The 19,843-nt window shown below is 57.3% G+C and carries 19 protein-coding genes; 6 read left to right on the top strand and 13 right to left on the bottom strand.

Going from position 1 to position 19,843, the window contains the following annotated elements:
• Nucleotides 1–350: 350 nt before the first annotated feature.
• The 3 genes from AC07UI_RS05785 to AC07UI_RS05775 all read right to left on the bottom strand — a co-directional run bounded on the left by AC07UI_RS05785 (nucleotide 351) and on the right by AC07UI_RS05775 (nucleotide 3,494).
• The gene (locus AC07UI_RS05785; RefSeq protein WP_494991584.1) at nucleotides 351–1,466 is read right to left on the bottom strand and encodes a tyrosine-type recombinase/integrase; all 1,116 of its coding nucleotides are present in this window, start codon (nucleotides 1,464–1,466) and stop codon (nucleotides 351–353) included.
• Nucleotides 1,467–1,798: 332 nt separating this feature from the next.
• Nucleotides 1,799–2,152: a helix-turn-helix domain-containing protein gene (locus AC07UI_RS05780; RefSeq protein ID WP_494991583.1), complete on the bottom strand. Its 354-nt coding sequence runs from the start codon at nucleotides 2,150–2,152 to the stop codon at nucleotides 1,799–1,801.
• 415 nt (nucleotides 2,153–2,567) lie between these two features.
• Nucleotides 2,568–3,494, bottom strand: coding sequence for a LysR family transcriptional regulator (locus AC07UI_RS05775; RefSeq protein WP_494991730.1), 927 nt, complete (start codon nucleotides 3,492–3,494; stop codon nucleotides 2,568–2,570).
• A gap of 127 nt (nucleotides 3,495–3,621) precedes the next feature.
• Here AC07UI_RS05775 and AC07UI_RS05770 point away from each other — a divergent pair, with 127 nt between their 5' ends.
• Nucleotides 3,622–3,729 carry a tautomerase family protein gene (locus AC07UI_RS05770; protein ID WP_494991582.1) on the top strand — a complete coding sequence of 36 codons (108 nt, stop codon included), beginning with the start codon at nucleotides 3,622–3,624 and terminating at the stop codon, nucleotides 3,727–3,729.
• A gap of 66 nt (nucleotides 3,730–3,795) precedes the next feature.
• Here the strand turns inward: AC07UI_RS05770 and AC07UI_RS05765 are convergent, their stop codons facing one another.
• The 6 genes from AC07UI_RS05765 to AC07UI_RS05740 all read right to left on the bottom strand — a co-directional run bounded on the left by AC07UI_RS05765 (nucleotide 3,796) and on the right by AC07UI_RS05740 (nucleotide 10,616).
• Nucleotides 3,796–4,665, bottom strand: a complete 870-nt coding sequence (locus AC07UI_RS05765) for an enoyl-CoA hydratase (RefSeq protein ID WP_494991581.1) — start codon at nucleotides 4,663–4,665, stop codon at nucleotides 3,796–3,798.
• A gap of 49 nt (nucleotides 4,666–4,714) precedes the next feature.
• The gene (locus AC07UI_RS05760; protein ID WP_494991580.1) at nucleotides 4,715–5,956 is read right to left on the bottom strand and encodes a CaiB/BaiF CoA transferase family protein; all 1,242 of its coding nucleotides are present in this window, start codon (nucleotides 5,954–5,956) and stop codon (nucleotides 4,715–4,717) included.
• 24 nt (nucleotides 5,957–5,980) lie between these two features.
• Complete coding sequence (locus AC07UI_RS05755) at nucleotides 5,981–7,648, bottom strand: GMC family oxidoreductase (protein WP_494991579.1); 1,668 nt, start codon at nucleotides 7,646–7,648, stop codon at nucleotides 5,981–5,983.
• Between the two features lie 83 nt (nucleotides 7,649–7,731).
• Nucleotides 7,732–8,367, bottom strand: a complete 636-nt coding sequence (gene acuR / locus AC07UI_RS05750) for an acrylate utilization transcriptional regulator AcuR (RefSeq protein WP_494991578.1) — start codon at nucleotides 8,365–8,367, stop codon at nucleotides 7,732–7,734.
• A 78-nt stretch (nucleotides 8,368–8,445) separates the two neighbouring features.
• The gene (locus tag AC07UI_RS05745) at nucleotides 8,446–9,969 is read right to left on the bottom strand and encodes a CoA-acylating methylmalonate-semialdehyde dehydrogenase (protein WP_494991577.1); all 1,524 of its coding nucleotides are present in this window, start codon (nucleotides 9,967–9,969) and stop codon (nucleotides 8,446–8,448) included.
• A gap of 224 nt (nucleotides 9,970–10,193) precedes the next feature.
• Complete coding sequence (locus AC07UI_RS05740) at nucleotides 10,194–10,616, bottom strand: PA0061/PA0062 family lipoprotein (RefSeq protein ID WP_494991576.1); 423 nt, start codon at nucleotides 10,614–10,616, stop codon at nucleotides 10,194–10,196.
• Nucleotides 10,617–11,095: 479 nt separating this feature from the next.
• Between AC07UI_RS05740 and AC07UI_RS05735 the strand changes: the two genes are divergently transcribed.
• Nucleotides 11,096–11,500 carry an antitoxin Xre-like helix-turn-helix domain-containing protein gene (locus AC07UI_RS05735; RefSeq protein ID WP_494991575.1) on the top strand — a complete coding sequence of 135 codons (405 nt, stop codon included), beginning with the start codon at nucleotides 11,096–11,098 and terminating at the stop codon, nucleotides 11,498–11,500.
• On the top strand, nucleotides 11,494–12,186 hold the full coding sequence (locus AC07UI_RS05730; protein WP_494991574.1) for an RES family NAD+ phosphorylase: 693 nt from the start codon (nucleotides 11,494–11,496) through the stop codon (nucleotides 12,184–12,186). The genes AC07UI_RS05735 and AC07UI_RS05730 overlap by 7 nt, the downstream gene beginning before the upstream one ends.
• A gap of 178 nt (nucleotides 12,187–12,364) precedes the next feature.
• Here the strand turns inward: AC07UI_RS05730 and AC07UI_RS05725 are convergent, their stop codons facing one another.
• Both AC07UI_RS05725 and AC07UI_RS05720 read right to left on the bottom strand, forming a co-directional pair.
• Complete coding sequence (locus tag AC07UI_RS05725) at nucleotides 12,365–12,565, bottom strand: YbdD/YjiX family protein (protein WP_427632182.1); 201 nt, start codon at nucleotides 12,563–12,565, stop codon at nucleotides 12,365–12,367.
• Nucleotides 12,566–12,579: 14 nt separating this feature from the next.
• Complete coding sequence (locus tag AC07UI_RS05720) at nucleotides 12,580–14,637, bottom strand: carbon starvation CstA family protein (protein WP_494991573.1); 2,058 nt, start codon at nucleotides 14,635–14,637, stop codon at nucleotides 12,580–12,582.
• 300 nt (nucleotides 14,638–14,937) lie between these two features.
• Here AC07UI_RS05720 and AC07UI_RS05715 point away from each other — a divergent pair, with 300 nt between their 5' ends.
• Both AC07UI_RS05715 and AC07UI_RS05710 read left to right on the top strand, forming a co-directional pair.
• The gene (locus tag AC07UI_RS05715) at nucleotides 14,938–16,305 is read left to right on the top strand and encodes a cache domain-containing protein (protein WP_494991572.1); all 1,368 of its coding nucleotides are present in this window, start codon (nucleotides 14,938–14,940) and stop codon (nucleotides 16,303–16,305) included.
• A 33-nt stretch (nucleotides 16,306–16,338) separates the two neighbouring features.
• Nucleotides 16,339–16,971: a response regulator gene (locus AC07UI_RS05710; protein ID WP_494991571.1), complete on the top strand. Its 633-nt coding sequence runs from the start codon at nucleotides 16,339–16,341 to the stop codon at nucleotides 16,969–16,971.
• A 64-nt stretch (nucleotides 16,972–17,035) separates the two neighbouring features.
• On the opposite strand, the gene AC07UI_RS05705 is transcribed toward AC07UI_RS05710, so the two are convergent.
• Together AC07UI_RS05705 and AC07UI_RS05700 are read right to left on the bottom strand one after the other, a co-directional pair.
• Nucleotides 17,036–17,665, bottom strand: a complete 630-nt coding sequence (locus AC07UI_RS05705) for a Vgb family protein (RefSeq protein WP_494991570.1) — start codon at nucleotides 17,663–17,665, stop codon at nucleotides 17,036–17,038.
• Between the two features lie 35 nt (nucleotides 17,666–17,700).
• Entirely contained in the window at nucleotides 17,701–18,921 is a 1,221-nt protein-coding gene (locus AC07UI_RS05700) for a helix-turn-helix domain-containing protein (RefSeq protein WP_494991569.1), read from the bottom strand.
• A 119-nt stretch (nucleotides 18,922–19,040) separates the two neighbouring features.
• Here AC07UI_RS05700 and AC07UI_RS05695 point away from each other — a divergent pair, with 119 nt between their 5' ends.
• Nucleotides 19,041–19,805, top strand: coding sequence for a DUF899 domain-containing protein (locus AC07UI_RS05695; RefSeq protein ID WP_494991729.1), 765 nt, complete (start codon nucleotides 19,041–19,043; stop codon nucleotides 19,803–19,805).
• Nucleotides 19,806–19,843 lie beyond the last annotated feature (38 nt).

The following is a 19,843-nucleotide window of genomic DNA, read 5'->3' as shown; positions in this document are numbered from 1 at the left end:
CGATTTAGTGATAGACGCTATGACTGTAAAAAATATAACACGAAGTTATAAAACTAACGACGGCGGTCAATGCATCGATGCTGTCGCATGCAGTCACCGCACCATTATAGTTTTCGTTTGGTTTTCAAGCGGATAGCGTACACAAAAATATTCATCTCAGCATTTTCAATGCAAGTGCTTTCCCATTAACAAGAGCTTAAAGATACTAGGAGTGACAATTGTGATACAGGAAGATTTTCTTGACTGGCGCAGAAAAGATAATTTTTTATAAAAAACCTCTCAACAATAACTTAAACCATAAGCGTCGACACACTAACCAGGAAAAATTCGTTACCGCGCTTGTTTGCATTTTACCGTCTTGGAATGGCTGGAAGCGACTCTACTATTCTTCTGTAAAAATCATCCTCGCTTAAATAAAAATATTGGCCCGCTGTTTCTAGCTCCAGATACCCCGCAAATTTCTTCAAGATCATAACAATGTTCGTGGTCGCAATACTGGCGAAGCACGAATGCCTTAACATATATCCGTTAGCGCCTTTCAGTGTCGCCGCCACTTCATGCTGCCCTCTTTCTCGCAATAGACATATTGCTCCCTGTGTAATGTCTTTAATAATTGCTAGTATCGTCGACGTGTGTAGACGTCGCAATTTTCCGGTTACTGGCAGCACCAATGGTGTGGCAGTATCGTCCATCCACGCTACCTGGATACCAAAGGCAGTTTTGTAAAAACCTATCAATAAATATAGCTCGCTTGTGATTGCAAGCTTACGCAATTTACCGCTATCACTTCTCACAGTTATCCAGCAGGCGCCACTTTCGCCCTGATCAACATCATCAATATTTGCAGCTACAATCTCGGAAACTAATAGCCCGACCTGCAACAGTATTGAAAACAACACAGTGTCTCTAAGTCTTTTTTTGATTTTTTTCTGATTATCGATTACTTCAAATAATGCATCAATTGCTTCTTGAGCCAGGGCAGGCGGCCTGCATATGGGTTTATTGATCCTGGGTATTCCCTGGGCTTCCGTCGGATCAAACTCAATCAAACCGCTTCGCACAGCCCATTTAAAAAAACTACCAACTTGTACTAACGCATATCTCCGCGACGACTCATTTAATGGGCCGGCAAAAGGACGCCATGCATCGTTGCATTTTGGATATTTTGTTTTTGATACCCAGATTGAAATAGGCGTTGGTCGCTCCAGAAATTTTGCGTAGTTGGAAATATCTGTCGAGTTCAGCTCTAGAAGCCCTTTCCGCTTGACTGAAATTGCCCAGAGCAAAAGTCGTTCTACCTCTTTTTTCATTACTCTGCGAGTTAGACTGTGTTTCGTACCTTGGCTAATCCATTCATCTAGTAGTTTGAAGTCCCCTGCCCAGCACTCAGTGCCGATCGAGTTCATACTATCTGGAGATATTCCCGCAGCAAGCAGGAACCCTTCACTGTAGGCATGACTAATCATGTTCCAATCTCCAGATAGCCTTAGTCATGATTATTTTAAGCGTTATTCCATGCCATGACCTAATAATTTGGCAAGGGCCGTGCTATAGAATTAGCATCTAAGGTCTGCGAATTCCCTTAAAAAACCTTCTGACGACCATTAACGTATTTACTTCCATCAGCTTTTCATTCAATGATTTGCTTCAATGTTTTAGAGGGTGATTGCTTGAACAAACCTCATGCACAATATAGAATGGAAGTCCATGCTTCTGTTTTGCATGCGAATTTTTATTTTATTATTTTTACTCATTTACTTCTGAGCACTCGAATTTCTCGCATGCGAGAAAAACGCCGTTACGAACATGACGATGGCCGCTGTGCTTCTGCCGCTGCATCGATACGGATTTTGGCGCGTGCAACAACGGCCATCGCTTGGACAATATAAGCAGCGTCACCGGTGTCGTAAGCATCAGCCAAAAAGACAGCTACGGTCTCTGAATCAATCAGCGAGTCCGCAGGATCATAATCATGAATCGGCTCTGTCATTTGATCACCAGGGGAAAATATGAACCCAACATCAAGCTCTGAAAATAGACGCTGGATTGTCACCTGCCAAGACGCTGATGATGGAACTGGCGACCTGATCATACCTTTGCCTGACGATCTTCTGGCGGCCATCGGGTTGACCAGCAGTGACAAGCTGGACATGGAAAAACAACCTGACGGCACGATAACCCTGACGCCAGTTCGTTCTTAGGATTCATTAAGCCATTCAAAGACAACGGTCTACATGATCCCAGAGGAGAAAACCGTGAGTGAACAAAAGAAGCACGATGCCGAAACCTTGATCAACGTATTGATAGACCTGTATCTGGTATGTTGCGATATAGATGCTGATGTAGAGTTTTTGGATTAGATAATGGCTGCTATTCACGGAGAGCCTTTGCCGCATGAGTCGCTGATTGCCCTACGAAAAATTAGCGATGAAAGCTGAGAATTTTGCACCCTGCCCTAATGTCATAGCATGTAAAGTTATAACTCAACTAAATGACTGTTTAGTTGAGCTAGTTCAAAGCGCTCCACGATCAGGAAGATCAGCTGTTACGCATACCCTCCTTTACTGTCAGTTAAAACCGGCCGCGAATCGCCCTCGCAGGTATTCGACAAAAACGGTTACGGCCCTCGGCACATGTGTGGAATAAGGACGCACCAGATAAATGTCCTCAGGGAAGGCGCCTACTATTTTCCACGTTGGCAGCACCTGCACCAATGTTCCGCTCTTCAGCCCGGCCTGAGCGCTGAAATCGGGCAAAAGCGCGATACCCAGATCCGTCAAAGCTGCATCACGCAACGCTTCGCTATTGTTGGTTGCGAAAGTGCCTTTGATAGGAACAGTCAGTCGTTTCTCCGCCACTTGCGATTCAAATGCCCAGGCAGGCATGTCGTTGCCTCGCGGGTAATAGAGACAGTTGTGTTCCACGAGATCCTCTGGACGTTGAGGTTCGCCGAATTTCTCCAGATAGCTGCGGGTCGCAACAAGCACCGAATGTGTTGCGCACAATTTCCAGGCGACATGGGTATCCGGTATCTGATTGCTGTGCCGAATAGCCAGATCAAAACCCTCCGAAGCGATGGCGGAAATCTGATCGGAAACGTCGAGCTGCACTCTGACTTCGGGATATTCGTTGAAGAAACCGGCCAGTACCGGAACCAGTTGCTGGCGGGCAAATGCCACCGGAGCAGTCAGCCGTAGAAGTCCCCGTGCAACACCTGCAGAGTCTCGAACATCGGAAAAACTTCGGGCAATTTGCTCATAAGCACTGCGCACGTCACGTACCAGAGCGTTGCCTGCATCGGTCAATCGCACACTGCGAGTCGTGCGTAACACCAGACTCAATCCCGTGGCCTTTTCCAGTTCAGCAATTCGCTGGCTCACCGCTGACTTACTCACCCCTAGCCTGATCGCTGCCGCGGTATACGTGCCCTGCTCTGCCAGGATCGCCAGCCAGTGCACATGGGTCCAGAGTCTTTCGACTTCCACTTTAGGCATGATTTGATTGTTCTCGTATGGAAACAATGAATTCGATTTTTGCATCTCGTCATGAACAAAGCAAAAGCTTAGTGTGGGCCTCAAGACCTGCGATGCAGGCATCCCGTCACTACTCGAGATTACCCACATGCCTCTGATGAATTTCGATGTTGTTGAAGGTCGTGATGACGCACAGCTCAAAGCATTACTGGATGCTGCGCATCGTGCGATGGCAGCCACTGATTTTCTGATTTGATCAGAGAATAGAGGACTGCCAAGCCTGCTCCCCCCACTCCACAAAACCCTCTATCACAAGCCCCCTTCAACGATGCCGAAAAACCGGCGCCCGCTTGGCGAGAAACGCTTGCATGCCTTCCTTCTGGCCATCGGTCGCGAATGCGGCCTGGAACAGTCTCCGCTCATGCAGCATGCCTTCGGCCAGGCTCACTTCCTGCGCGCGATTGACCGCTTCTTTGGCCATTCGCACCGCAGGGGCGTTGTAGCCGGCGATGGTGTGTGCTGCCTCCAGCGCAGTTTGCAGCAGGTCAGCTGAAGGCACGACTCGGGCAACCAGCCCGGCAGCTTTGGCTTCGGTGGCGTTGATGGTGCGACCGGTGAGGATCATGTCCATCGCCAGTGCCTTGCCAACCGATCGGGTGAGGCGTTGCGAGCCGCCGATCCCGGGCAGGATGCCCAGCTTGATTTCCGGTTGGCCGAACTGCGCGTCTTCTGAAGCGATGATGAAGTCGCACATCATCGCCAGTTCGCAACCGCCACCCAGCGCATAGCCGCTAACGGCCGCGATGATCGGTTTGCTGACGGTGAGCAATTGTGACCAGGCGGCAAAGACGTCGTGTTGCTGCAGTTCGACGAAGGTCTTGTCAGCCATTTCTTCGATGTCCGCGCCCGCGGCAAAAGCCCGTGGGCTGCCGGCGATGACGATGGCGCCGATGTTGTCATCGGTATCGAAGTTGTGCAGCGCTGCGACTACTTCGCGGGACATGGCCACGCTCAGTGCATTGAGGCTCTTGGGTCTGTGCAGAGTGATCAGCCCGACGCGTTCGCGCCGTTCGACCAGGATCGATTCGTAGCGAGGCGCCGAGGCGCTTCGGGTCTCTGTCTCGTTGCTGGGTTTTACGCTGGTGGTTGCCGATTTTTTGTCTTGGATGGCTGGCGCTGTTGCGGCTGTCATGGAGAATTCTCCTGGGTAAATTGGCAGGTTTGAAAAGTCAGACGATGTTTTAGATAGCTTCTTGCAACAGCGATTCGTCGAAGGTGCCCGTGGCTGGCGCGTAGTCTCCGGTGTGTGACATCAGCTGCGAGAGGATGCGTTCACGATGCTCATCAAGACCGGGCGCGCGCACCGGCGTGGTGACATCGATGTCGGCGTAGGCATTGAGCTTGATAGGGTTGCCGGCGGTACGGAAAGCACGCCCGCCCTCGCCCTGCACCTGGATGATCATATTGCGTGCTGCCAACTGCGGATGCTCGAACAGCTTGTCGACGGTGTTGATCGGCGAGCACGGCACCCCTGCTTCATTGAGCCGGTCAATCCAGTGTGCTACGGGGGCAGTCAGCGTGATCGCCTGTATCGCCTCGATCAACGCCGGGCGATTGCGGCAACGCTGGGCATTGCTGAGGAACTGTGGCTCCAGCGCCATTTGCGGGTTGCCCAGTGCGTCGGCCATGAGCATGAATAGCTGGTCGTTACCCGCGGCAATGATGAAGCGCCCGTCTTGCGCGTCATAAGCTTCAAACGGCGAGAGCGAGGGATGGGCGTCGCCCGTGCGTGTTGGCACCTTCCCTTCCACGTCGTAAGTCGCCAATGCGGTTTCCATGAGTGCCGCCTGGCAGTCCAGCATCGCGATATCCACGCGAGAACCCTGTGCGTCCCGGGTTCGTTTGTACAGCGACGAGACGATGCCGATCACTGCAAACAGCCCGGCGCTGAGATCGCCAAAGCTGGTGCCGACGCGGGCTGGTGGTGCATCGGGCCAGCCGGTCAGGCTCATGATGCCGCCCATGGCCTGGACCACCATGTCGTAGCCCGGCAGGTCACTCATGGGGCCGGTATGGCCGAAGCCCGAAATGGAGGCATAAACCAGATGCGGATGAGTGTGCGCAAGCCGTTCAGCGCCGTAGCCCAGGCGGTCCATCACGCCGGGTCGGAAGTTTTCGACCAGGACGTCGGCCTCGGCGAGCATGCGCTCGACCAGCTCGCGGTCGCGCGGACTTTTGAGGTCCAGCGCAATGCTTTCCTTGCCTCGGTTGAAACAGGTGAAATACGCGGAGTCATCCTCGACAAAGGGGCCGAAGGCACGCGTGTCGTCGCCGGTGGCGAGTCGTTCGACCTTGATCACGCGGGCGCCGAGGTCGGCGAGCACCATCGTGCAATACGGGCCAGACAGTACGCGGGAGAAATCCAGGACGGTGATGCCGTCCAAAGGCCCCTTCTTGGCAGGCAGGCCTTGCGAGTTATCCATGTGATTATTTCCTCTTTAGATGGATTAGTGACCGGCGATGATCCAGCGCGCGGCTTTCTCCGCGATCATCAGCGTCGGGCTGTTGGTGTTGCCGCCCGTGATGGTCGGCATGATGCTCGCATCGACGACCCGCAGCCCCAGGATGCCGTGTACACGCAGATGGCTGTCCACGACGGCCATCGGATCGGACGCCTTGCCCATTTTTGCCGTGCCCACGGGATGGAAAATCGTCGAGCCAATGTCGCCTGCCAGGCGCGCCAGTTGCTCATCGGTCTGGTACTCAACGCCCGGTTTGTATTCCTCCGGGCTGAAGTGCGCCATTGCCGGTTGTGACGCGATGCGACGTGTCATGCGCAGCGAATCAGCCGCCACGCGACGGTCTTCGTCGGTGCTCAGGTAGTCGGGTGCAATGATCGGCGCGGCGCGGAAATCTGCGCTGCGAATCGACACCGTGCCACGACTGGTCGGGTGGATGTTGCATACGCTGGCGGTAATGGCGGGGAACTTGTGTAGCGGTTGTCCAAACGCTTCCAGACTCAACGGTTGTACGTGGTACTGGAGATTGGGTTGGATATAGGACTCATCACTGCTGGTGAAGATGCCCAACTGCGAAGGCGACATGCTCATCGGGCCACTGCGTTTGAGCGCGTACTCAAGGGCGATAGCGGCCTTGCCCAGGATAGTGGTCGCCTTGGTGTTCAGGGTAGACGCACCTTGCACCTTGTAGACCGAACGGATCTGCAAATGGTCCTGCAGGTTTGCACCCACGCCAGGCAAATGCCGCACCACGGGAATGTGCTGTTCATTCAACAAGGCGGCATCGCCGATACCTGAAAGCTGCAGCAACTGCGGGCTTGCGATGGCGCCGGCACTGAGAACCACTTCACGGTTGGCCCGGACGTTACGCTGTTGGCCTTCGTGAATCAGCTCGACGCCGCAACACACTTGCTGCCCGTCTTCACGCTGTTCAAACCGCAGGCGAGAGACTTGCGCGCCGGTCCAGACAGTGAGATTCGGGCGTTGTTTGAGGATCGGCCTGAGAAACGCTTTGGATGCATTCCAGCGCCAGCCGCTGCGCTGATTGACGTCAAAGTAACCGACCCCGCGGTTGTCCCCGCCGTTGAAGTCATCGGTCGGAGCAATGCCTGCCTGCTCTGCCGCCTTGGCAAAGGCATCAAGTATGTCCCAGCGCAGGCGTTGTTTTTCAACGCGCCACTCGCCGCCGTTGCTGTGCAAGGTTCTGAAGCGTGCGGCCTGGCTGTTTTCGCCCTCGGTTATCGCGGCATCGAGGCGATAGTGGTCCTCGTGGGCACGGAAGTCCTTCAGGCAAGTTTCCCAATTCCACTCATCATCGCCGGTGACTTTTGCCCAGTGCTCGTAATCTTGAGCCTGGCCGCGCATGTAGATCATGCCGTTGATGCTTGAGCTTCCGCCCAGTGTTTTGCCGCGTGGATAGAGCAATTCACGGCCGTTGAGTCCGGCTGAAGGCGCGGTTCGGAAACGCCAGTCCGTACGCGGGTTATCGATGCAATACAGATAGCCCACGGGAATGTGAATCCACGGATAGTTGTCAGGGCCGCCCGCCTCGAGGAGCAACACGCGGTGGTTTGGGTCGGTGCTGAGCCGGTTGGCCAGCAAGCAGCCGGCCGTGCCGGCACCGATAATGATGTAGTCGAAAGCTGGCTCACTCATTGGGACGCCTCACTACTTACGAACGATGCACAAGCTTCCATATTAATTAGACCGATCGTATATTAATGGTGAAAAAAAAGAGCCTAAGACCCCAGGTTCATCAAAAACATGTCTGCAAATACCCGTAACGGCTCACCGTTGCGCTCAAGCTTGGCGCGCAGAACAGCACCTTCCCAGCCAATCCAGAAAAACGCCGCCCAGCGCGCGCAATCCGCATCCCCGGAGATTTCGCCGGCTGCCTTCGCTTCGTCCAGGCAGCGTTCGAACCGGGCCTGCCAATCCAGTAGTACATCGCTAAGCTGTGCGCGAAAGGATTCCGGCAGAGCTCCCATCTCCTGTCCCAAATTACCGACGAGGCAACCTCGGCGGAAATCGAATCGCTGCATGCCCCGCTCTGCTTCTTCGCAAAAGGCTTCGATGCGCTTGAGCGGGGTCAGACTTTCGTCGAGCAGAAACCGATCAAGCTTGCGCACGAAATAACGGGCGTAAAGCGTGATCAGCTCACTGCCGTAAGCTTCCTTGCTCGCGAAGAAATGATAGAAAGAGCCTTTAGGCACGCCAACCGACTTCAGTATTTCGTCAATGCCGGTTGCCGAAAACCCCTTCTCCGTCAAGGCGGCGACGCCAGCACGGCACAGGGTCTCACGTGTCTCTCGGTAGTCGCCTACGGCTTTCGCCGGGCGACCACGCTTGCGAGGGGTAGCAATAATGTTGGTCATGGGTCGATTATTAGACTGATCGTCTTTTTAATTCAACTTATTTCTCACGCCAGCATTCCCCTTCCTGAAACCGCGGTTTTATTTCGCGGTCGGCATCGCAAACTCGGCACCTTTGCCGATGCTTTCCGGCCAGCGCTGCATGATGGATTTTTGCTTGGTGTAGAACCGCACGCCCTCCTCTCCGTAAGCATGCGTGTCACCAAACAGGCTCTTTTTCCAGCCGCCAAAGCCTTGCCAGGCCATGGGTACCGGGATCGGCACGTTGATACCTACCATGCCGACCTGGATGCGACGGCTGAATTCGCGCGCCACGTTGCCATCGCGGGTGAAGCAGGCCACGCCATTGCCGAATTCGTGGTCGTTGACCAATTGCACCGCGGTGGCGAAGTCAGGCACGCGCATGCAGGCAAGCACCGGGCCAAAGATTTCTTCTTTGTAGATACGCATGTCCGGGGTGACGTGGTCGAACAGTGTGCCGCCCATCCAGAAACCTTCCTCGCAACCTTCGCCGGCGTCCGCGCCATTGAAATTGCGACCATCAACCAGCAATTGCGCGCCTTCGTTGATGCCTTGCTCGATGTAGCCAGTGATACGGGCATGGGCGGCCGGGGTGACGATCGGGCCCATTTCAGCAGCCAGGTTGCTGCCGTTGAGTACCTTCAACGCCTTGGTACGCTCCAGCAGTTTTGGCATGACTTTGTCAGCCACGTCGCCGACCAGCACTGCTACCGAAATCGCCATGCAGCGTTCGCCTGCCGAGCCATAGCCAGCGCCGATCAATGCGTCGACCACCTGATCGATGTCAGCGTCAGGCATGACCACCATGTGGTTCTTTGCGCCGCCCAGGGCCTGCACGCGTTTGCCGTGGCGAGCACCGGTCTCGTAGATGTAATTGGCGATTGGCGTGGAGCCGACGAAGGACACCGCTTTAACATCCGGGTGTACCAGCAACGCATCAACGGCTTCTTTGTCGCCTTGCACCACGTTGAACACGCCGTCAGGCAGACCAGCCTTTTTCAGCAAGTCAGCCATGAACAGGCTGGCGCCAGGATCGGTTGGGCTTGGCTTGAGAATGAAGGTGTTGCCGGCCGCGATCGCCACCGGGAACATCCACATCGGTACCATCACCGGAAAGTTGAATGGCGTGATGCCGGCGACGACACCCAATGGTTGACGCAGCGTCCAGTTGTCCATGTTGGTGGACACCTGATCGGAGAAGTCGCCCTTGAGCAACTGCGGAATGCCACAAGAGAACTCAACGATGTCGATGCCGCGGGCCACTTCGCCCTGAGCATCAGTGAAGACCTTGCCATGTTCGGCGGTGATCAGGTGCGCCAGTGCGTCTTTGTTCTGGTTCAACAACTCCAGAAATTTGAACAATACCCGGGCGCGGCGGATTGGCGGAGTGTTCGACCAGGCGGGAAAGGCAGCCTGGGCGGAGGCCACTGCGGCATCTACGTCCTGTGGGGTGCCCAGGCGCACATGGCGGCTGACCGCGCCGGTGGCCGGGTTGTAAATGGGTTGAGTGCGGACACCGCTGCCGGCGACATGGGCGCCGTGGATGTATTGGGCAATTTCTTTGTTGTCGCTAACATTGGACATGACAATCTCGCTGCGGTGAATGAATTTAAATTTCACCCCCAGAGTAGGCAGCGGTTATCGCCCTGACTACGGCATAAACCTGAATTGATTGTTCGCTGTAGCGAACAATCAATGAAATGAAGGCGGAGATTGGTATGCGTGCGATGATCCGCCGGTAGATTTGTCCATCGAGCGAAACCGGCACCAAGAAAATCATCTACCAGAAAAACGACCGCTGATTCGCCTCACATCAGGCAATAGGACTCACGGTCTTCAGCGACGATCTCGCGCTTGGCGTTGTACAACCGGGCCTCGGGGGTGAAGGCTATCGAGCGGCCCTCGAGCACATAGCGTTGGCCAGCTTCGAAATGATCGTAGTTGATGGTCAGGTAGCATACGCGTTCGGAGGGGCCGTCCATCATGCTCGAGCCCCCGGAACCGGGTACTTCGAAGTCGAAGCGGACGATCAACTCATGGTTTCCGGGCGCGACCTCAAAAAAACGCCCGTCGACCAAGCGCTGCTTGTCCAGGCGCTCGGCCATCAGCAGTCTGTCGTTGGGGAATGGCGTAGAGAAGTCGACCCAGGCCATCTGAGGATTCGCCGCCGGCATCGGGGTCTGACAACCAGCAACAACACTGGCGGCGAGTAACAGCATCAACGTGCGCATGATGAATGTCCCAAGGATTATGCATTCAGCATAGCCCCGACCAGGTACGTTGGCAGCCAGCTAGTGTGCCTTGGCCAATGACTTTTCGCTGTTGATCGTAGAGTTTCGCCCAGGGCCGAAAACCGATGTTCCCCGCTTTGGCGATGCTGTAACGAAGTCAACTGCTCAACTGCTCAGCGCAGCGCCGATGCAGATACTGCAGGCGAAGCAAATACCCCCAAACGCCCAGTAAGTTGCTACGCAAAATCTGATCCGGTTAACGTCTGCTCCACGTCCGGATTTCAATCTCAGAGGGGCATTTTTCGCTCGCCGGAACATAGGCGACTTTTTCAACAGAATCGACCGTCTCCAGTTGTTCACTTTGGCTAGTCAACCTGGATAGGTTCGATCTGCACGATCTCCACTGGTCGAGGCAGCATTGATCTGTAGACGCTATTTGTCTATATTTGAGTCTATGGATTGGCGATGAGGTATTGGACATGACAGTAGTCCCCCAAGCACAAGGATTTACCAAGAGCCAGTGTGTTACTGGTCTGCGAGCAGCTGTAGGCATACTCGAAAAATGGGGTGCGTCCAGCGATCAGGCCTGCCGTATCCTGCGCATTTCTCGCAGCACGTACACACGCGCCAAGCAGCGCGATCCCGGCTGGTCCGTGGGCCTGGATTCAGACCAGATGCAGCGCATCAGTTTTGTTCTCAATATCCACGCCGCTCTGCGCCTCGTCTTTGATAACCCGGAAAACGTCTATGGTTTCCCGACGATGGCGAACGAAAACGAGTTTTTCAACGGGCGTACCCCGCTCGATATTATGTCTCAGGGGGATATGATTTCTCTGTACGAGACGTTTCGGCGGATCGACGTGCTACGAGGCGCGCAATGGTGATGGTGAGCCAGCTGGCAGAGCTGGCCGGTGAGCCGTTGCAGGCCTACCGTCTGGTCAATTCAAAGTTTCCGCCTATTTTATTGTTTGATGACGTAGCGGACGCGGACGAGTTTGAGGTTCTGTATCAAATACAGGCTCTCACTAATCCGAGGCTGCAAAATGAGGTTGGACACCTTGAGTTGATTCCGCGAGGGGAGATCCCGTTCGGTATTCCTGGATGCTCTTACGCGACAGCGCCTTTTACCCACGTCAACCCGGCTGGTTCGCGATTCAGCGATGGTGGCTTTGGTGTGTTGTACCTGGCTGGCTCAATGGAAACGGCGCTGGCAGAGGTGCAGCATCACCAGAGTCTGTATTGGTCGAAAGTCCAGAGCCTCAACTATGAGCGGTTTGTTTTCCGGGGGTTATCCTGCTCCTTCGTGGACATAGCGATGAAGGATGCCGCATCCATCCCGATGACTGATCCTATCTACGCTCCTGACGATTACACGCATTCCCATCGCTTGGGCAAGGCTGTCAAGGATGCAGGGTGTCCCGGTCTTCGTTACAACTCCGTGCGTACGCCTGGCAACTACTGCTGGGCGCTGATGACCCCGAGACCAGTCTCATCAATTATTCAAACAGCCCATTACGAGATGATCTGGAGCGGTCAGATCACCAGCGTCAATAAAATCAGCGAAGCCTGACCGCGTTTTTTGGGGGCGATATCAATTCAACGATGGGCTAGCGCCAGCTCAGGCCGAGAAAAACTTGTCGATTCCTCATAGCGGTATTCAATGAAAAAACCCGGCCTTATCAGCCGGGTTTTTTATGAGCGCGATTTGATTGTTGCAGCGACTTCAGGATTGAACCCGGTGTCGACAATCAACAGCAGCGAGTCTGTCCATTGCCGCCTCCGTAACGGGCTTCCTGGCGTTCGCGGAAGAACGCCTCGTAGCTCATCACCGGCTTGTCCGGGTGTTTGGTTTGCATATGCTCGACGTAGGTGTCGTAGTCGGGCATGCCGACCATCAGGCGCGCGGCCTGACCGAGGTACTTACCGAGGCGACTCAGGTCATTGAACATGGTGCACTCCTTGATCAAGCGTCCGGCAAAGCCTGAAATGGCGCTTCTTTATCCGTCCGTTCTTTGCTGCCCCAGGCGGCGACACCGACCTTGAGCGCAAAGAACAGGATGCTGAATACCACGAGAAGGAACAGCGCCGTCAGTGTCGCATTGGTGTAGGCGTTGTAGATCACATGCTGCATCTGGGTGATGTCCTTGGCCGGGGCGAGGATCTGACCGTTGGCCAGCGCATCGCTGTACTTCCTGGCCAGCGCCAGGAAACCGATCGCCGGGTTGGCGTCGAACAGCTTGATGAAGCCTGCGGTGGTGGTGCAGATCAGCAGCCAGACGGCCGGCAGCAAGGTCACCCAGATGTAGCGCTGGCGTTTCATCTTGATCAGTACGACAGTCGCCAGCATCAGCGCGATACCGGCCAGCATCTGGTTGGAGATGCCGAACAGCGGCCACAAGGTGTTGATGCCGCCCAGTGGATCGATCACGCCTTGGTACAGCAGGTAACCCCACATCGCCACGCACCCGGCGGTCGCGATCAGGTTGGCGGTCCAGGATTCAGTGCGCCGAAGAGCCGGAACGAAAGAGCCGAGCAAGTCCTGCAGCATGAAACGACCGGCACGGGTACCGGCGTCGACGGCGGTCAGGATGAACAGTGCCTCGAACAGGATCGCGAAGTGATACCAGAACGCCATGGTGTTTTCACCCGGCAGTACATGGTGCAGGATCTGTGCGATACCGACCGCCAGGGTTGGAGCGCCGCCAGCACGGGCCAGAACCGTGGTTTCACCGATGTCCCTGGCCACTGTTTGCAGGGCTTCGGGGGTAATCGCAAAACCCCAGCTGCTGACGGTCTGCGCCACTTGCATCACGTCACCGCCGACAAGCGCCGCCGGGCTGTTCATGGCGAAGTAGACGCCCGGCTCAATCACCGAAGCAGCCACCATGGCCATGATGGCCACGAAGGACTCCATCAGCATGCCGCCGTAACCGATGTAACGGGCATGGCCTTCGCTGGCCAGCAGCTTGGGCGTAGTCCCGGAAGCGATCAGCGCGTGGAAACCAGACACCGCACCGCAAGCAATGGTGATAAACAGGAACGGGAACAGCCCGCCCTTCCATACCGGCCCGGTACCGTCGGTGAACTGGGTCAGTGCCGGCATTTTCAGCTCGGGCATGGTGATCAGGATACCGATCGCCAGGGCCATGATGGTGCCGATCTTGAGGAAGGTTGAGAGGTAGTCGCGCGGCGCCAGAATCAGCCAGACCGGCAGTACCGCCGCGACGAAACCGTAGCCAATCAGCATCCAGGTGATCTGGATGCCGGTGAAGCTGAACGCTTTGGCCCACACGGGATCGGCGGCAATCTGCCCGCCCAGCCAGATCGAACCCAGCAACAGCAACACGCCGACGATGGAGATTTCACCGATGCGACCCGGGCGGATGTAGCGCATGTAGATGCCCATGAGCATCGCAATCGGGATGGTCGCCATCACCGTGAAAATGCCCCACGGGCTCTCGGCCAGGGCCTTGACCACGATCAGCGCCAGCACCGCGAGGATGATGATCATGATCAGGAAGCAGCCAAACAGCGCGATGATGCCGGGAATGCGGCCCATTTCTTCACGGACCATGTCGCCCAGGGAGCGGCCGTTGCGGCGGGTGGACATGAACAGAACCATGAAGTCCTGAACGGCACCGGCCAGCACCACGCCGGCGATCAGCCACAGCGTACCGGGCAGATAGCCCATCTGCGCCGCCAATACCGGACCGACCAGCGGCCCCGCGCCAGCGATAGCCGCGAAGTGGTGACCGAAGAGCACGTGTTTGTTGGTCGGCACGTAGTCCAGACCATCGTTATTGACTACCGCGGGGGTGGCTCGACCGGGGTCCAGTTGCATCACCTTATTGGCGATGAACAGGCTGTAATAGCGGTAAGCGACGAGATAGATAGCGACTGCTGCGACTACGATCCAGAGGGCGTTGATGGCTTCGCCGCGGCGCAGGGCCACGACACTCAGCGCAAAAGCTCCCAGGACAGCCACGGCAAACCAGGCGAGGTGTTTAGCCAGTCGGGTCATTGCGAGTCTCCTGCCGACAGTCAGTGGACTGCGGCGGTAATTTTTATAATTGTGTCCGCTGTGCGGAGCTGGCCCAATATCCGCGCATGCCGTCTACAAATAAATCCGCAGAACTACGTACGCAGCGTCTACGTAGTTCTACTGAGTTCGCTCGTGCAATACCTGAAATCCACCGGTCATTACGTCCAACCGACTACTGAACGAGCGTATCTTTGGCATATGATGCCGAGCCTTCGCCGCACCTCGGTCGGCATGAGTCTATGACCCCTGGTCATCCGTTCGGTCTGGACAGGAGCAAAGATGCAGCTCAAACACAAAATCGTCGCGCTCGGGATTCTGCCGCTGGTGTTGGCGATCGCCGTCATCTGCGCGCTGGTGATTTCTCTGAACCGCCAACTGGGTGATCAACAGGCGCAACTGATCGAAGACAGCATTCTGGCCAGCAAGCGCGCAGAACTTAAAAACTACGTCGAAATGGCGCAAAGCCTGATTGCGCCGCTGTACGACAACGGCCAGGGTGACGAGCACGCACAGCAACAAGTGCTGGAAGAACTGCGCAAGCTCAGCTTCGGCATCAATGGCTACTTCTTCGTCTACGACCACCAGGGCCGTAGTCTGATGCACTCGCGGCAGTCGGAACTGGTGGGCAAAGATCTGTGGGACATGAAAGACCCTCACGGCCTGCCGGTGATCCAGGCGTTGCTCAAAAGTGCGGAATCAGGAGAAGGCTTTCAGCGCTACGCCTGGAATAAACCCTCTTCCGGTCAAGTGACCGACAAGCTCGCCTATGTGGTGATGCTGGATCGTTGGGGGTGGATGCTCGGTACCGGCATCTACCTTGAGGACGTTGAACGCGCCACACAGCAGGCGCGTGACGAGGTAGCTCAGGGCATCCGCAAAACGATGCTTGCGATTGCCGTGGTGGCCCTGGTAGCGGTGCTGTTTGTCTTCGCCAGCGGCATGACGCTGAACGTCAGCGAACACCGTCTGGCCGACAAAAAACTTCAACGCCTGACCCAGCGTATCGTCAGCTTGCAGGAGGAAGAGCGATCACGGGTTTCCCGTGAGCTGCACGACGGTATCAGCCAGGTACTCGTCTCCATCAAGTTTCAGTTCGAACTGGCCAGCCATGTGCTGGAGAATGGACAAGGACAAGACAAGGGTTTGAGCATTTTAAGAGAAGCCACGGAACGCCTGGGGGAAGCAATTGGCGAAGTTCGCAGCCTCTCCCACGACCTGCGCTCGTCGCTGCTCGACACCCTGGGCCTGCCTGCGGCGATCGGTCAATTGGCAACAGAATTCGAGCAACGCAGCGGGCTCGTGGTGACCTACAACAACAACGAGTGCGACTGCCATTTGGCCGATGGTGCACCGGTCTCGTTGTTTCGCATTGTGCAAGAAGGCCTGACCAACATCGAACGACATGCACAGGCTAAAAACGTCTCCATTACCCTGCACGGGTCTGAGGACGCTGTACGTCTGAGCGTGGTCGATGACGGTATCGGTTTCAACGTCGCCCAGGTCGAACGTCGTCACGCCGGCATTGGCCTGCGCAATATCCGTGAACGTGTCGAGCATTTTGGTGGTCAATTCGCCCTGATATCGACGCCTGGAAGGAGTGAGCTGGACGTTCTGCTGCCGGTGAAAATGCCCGGTACGAAATGCTGACTCCCCCCATAACAACAAGAGTGAATGCCCGCGATGAACCTGCCCTACCCGATCCGCGTCGCCTTGGTCGACGATCACTCCCTGGTCCGCGATGGGATCAAAGCGCTGCTGGCGGTAATGGCCCCCCTGGAAGTGGTGGGAGAAGCCGAAAATGGTGCGGATGCGCTTGAGATGGTCGGGCGCTGCCAGCCGGACCTGTTGCTGGTCGACATCAGCCTCAAGGACATGAACGGGCTTGAGCTGACCCGAGTGTTACGCGGCCAGTACCCGTCGCTCAAGGTGCTCGTGCTCAGCATGTACGACAACTATGAATATGTGAGTGAATCCGTTCGCTCGGGTGCCAGCGGCTACGTGCTGAAGAACGCGCCTTCACGGGAGATCATTGCTGCGATCGAAGCCATTGCCAGTGGCGGGACGTTCTACAGTGCCGAAATCGCGCAGAGGCTGATTGCCGATAAGAGTACCGACAATGAGCTGACACCGCGCGAGAGCCAGGTGTTGTACAAGATGGCTCAGGGCCTGAACAACAAGGAAATGGCCCGCGAGCTGGATATCAGTGTCCGGACTGTAGAGACCCATCGTCTGAGCATCCGGCGCAAACTGAACATCGACAAGCCCGCGGCCCTGGTAAAGTACGCGATTGAACACGGGATAATTTCGCATTAGGCCAGTCAATCACGACTCAAACGTCGCAAAATCGCCTGTCGCAAGCGCAGCCAGCGGCGAAGCCTCATTCAGGCCGGCGAACAACCCTCACCTTTGCGCTCCCACCGCCGCCGCAGAAAAACTGATCGCGCCCATCGGACTCAAGCCCCGACACCCCTACCCCAGCCGGCATCTTGAGGCTTTCCAGGACCTCTCCCGTTCCCGGATCGACTCGCCGCAGTTCACTCTCCTCGCCTTCCCACGTACCGTGCCAGAGTTCTCCGTCGACCCAGGTGACGCCGGTGACGAAGCGGTTGGACTCTATGGTGCGAAGAATCGCCCCGGTCTGGGGATCGATTTGATGGATCTTGCGGTCCCGATACTGGCCCACCCAGAGCGTCCCTTCGGCCCACGTGAGCCCCGAGTCACTGCCACCGGGCGCCGGGATCGTGGCGAGTACACGGCCGGTCTGCGGATCGATCTTCTGGATGCGATCCTCGGCGATCTGAAACAGGTGCTGGCCGTCGAAGGCCGTTCCTGCATGGGCGGCGACCTCGATCGAGCGCAGCGTCTTGCCGCTCGCCGGGTCGAGGGCGTTCAGTTTGTCTCCGGTAGCAAACCAGACGTGCTGGCCGTCATAGGTGACGCCATGCACGGCGTCGACACCCGCAAAGGGGCCATACTCACGGAGGATTTCAGCGGCTGAGTGTTTCATGTTTGTTTCCTCTTCACGGGCTGGTGAAGTGAATCCTAGTCACTGGGCAATGGAACGGGGAGTAACAAGGTCGTCGCGAATCCCGGCACCGGCGGGGTCATCCAGCGACGTGCTCGCCCGCGACCGAACGACTGCACCTTGCCGGCTACCGCCAGCGAGTCGAGTGCTCGCTGCACGGTGCGCTGGCTGGCGCCAAGGGCAAGCGCCAGGGCCGAGCTCGACCACGACTCACCGTCAGTGAGGAAGGCGAGCACCGCCGCCTGCTTCTCTTCGACGGGCCGCGCCAGCACGACAACCTCTGCCGCGCCGCGGGGCACCAGCGCAAACCCGCGCCTGGTCGCGGTCACGCCGGCCAATGCCCGAAGCGCCGTGCGAAGCCGCCCGACTTCGACTCGCAACCGCGCGCGATGGGACTCATCGGTGAGCTTCAATCGAAAGGCTCGCGCGATGAGCGTTTCCCTCGGCACGTCTGCGGGCCACGCTTCGCCGAGCGCCCGCGCGAGCGCGAACAACACCGGACGCTTGGCGAGCGAGACCGAGGTGCCGGCGTCACGCACCACATGCCGACACGCGTCCACGACGAACACCTTTGACGCCAGCAACGCTTCAACTTCGTCGAGCACCAGGAGCCGTTCTTCGCCACCGGCAATCAGGCGCGCTGCGGGGGTATTGAGGATGAGCGCAGCGCTTTCGACCTCGGCGGTCAGCGCCGGGATGCCGGCGTGGCGCGCGGCGTGCCCGGCCCGATCAAGCGCAGTGCGGGCCGTCTGCGTGCGCAGGCGTCGCATCGCAATCCCCGCCACGACCAGCTCATGGGCGGCCCTCAAGGCGGGCGGTAATGGCGTGGGATCGAGCTCGGCGAGCCGAGCCTCGGCCTCGTCGAGGCGCCCGATCAGCAGCAAGCGGCGGATCTCGAGATAGCGTGCATGGGCGGCGTTCACCCGGTCGCCGTGGGCCTCAAGCGTCGCCCGCGCGGCGTCGAGCGCCTTCACTGGCCAGCCCAGGTCGCGCGAGGCCAGCGCGATCTCGGCCTCGGCGACGACACACCGCGCCCGCGCCAGCGCCTCTTTCGGGCCGAAGGCACGCGCCGCACTTCGCACCAGCGCCTTGGCTCGAACCAGATCGCCGAGCTGCGCCATCGCGATGCCTCGCAACGCGAGCGCCGGCGCATCGTCGCGCAAGGCGACCCGGTTCAGTGCACCAAGGGGATCACCCGCCGCCAGCGCACGCGCCGCGGCCGTGATCAGCGAGTCCATATCAATCGCGCCACACTTGTCACTCCCACCGTCCGATGCCCGCTGTTTAGTCTATCTCACGACCACCCACCAGCACGTCGTATCGAGAATTGAACGAACGACAAAGGGAGCGAAGAATGATGACCAGACACATGACCGGGACACGTGAACAATGGCTGGCAGCGCGACTCGAGCTGCTCCAAGCGGAGAAGGCGCTGACGCGTCGCAGCGACGAACTGGCGCGGCAACGTCAAGCGCTGCCGTGGGTTCGGGTCGACAAGGCGTACCGATTCGACACCGATGAAGGCAGTGCCTCGCTGGCCGACCTCTTCAGAGGGCGCTCGCAGCTTCTCATCTACCACTTCATGTTCGGGCCCGACTACAAGGCCGGCTGCCCGTCCTGCTCGGCGATCGCGGACGGGTTCGACGGCTTCGTCGTCCACCTGGCGAACCACGACGTCACACTGGCGGCGGTATCGCGGGCGCCGCTCGCAAAGTTGCAGGCGTACAAGCGGCGGATGGGCTGGACCTTTCCCTGGGCGTCCGCGCCCGACAGCGACTTCACCTTTGACTTCAACGTCTCGTTCAGCGAGGCGCAACAGCGCGAAGGGCTTATCGAATACAACTACCAGCGCGGCGGCCACGCCATGGACGCCACACAAGTCCCGGAACCCGTCGCCCGGTTCGCCGCCACCTGCGGAACCGATGCCTCCACCTACTCGCGCGACAGACCGGGCATGAGCGCGTTTGTGCTCGAGGACGGCGTGGTTTACCACACCTATTCAACCTATGCGCGTGGACTGGATGGCCTGTGGGGCATGTACCAGTGGCTCGACCGTGCACCCAAGGGGCGCAATGAGACGGGGCCTTGGTGGCTCAGGCATGATGAGTACGACAATGGCTGATCTGAAGTTTTCGGCGTTTGTACTGCCGCCATCGCGGG

Source organism: Pseudomonas sp. GW821-FHT04C07 (assembly GCF_059420325.1).
The sequence above is the reverse complement of the archived record's forward strand: the minus strand, read 5'-3'. Positions and strand labels throughout refer to the sequence as shown.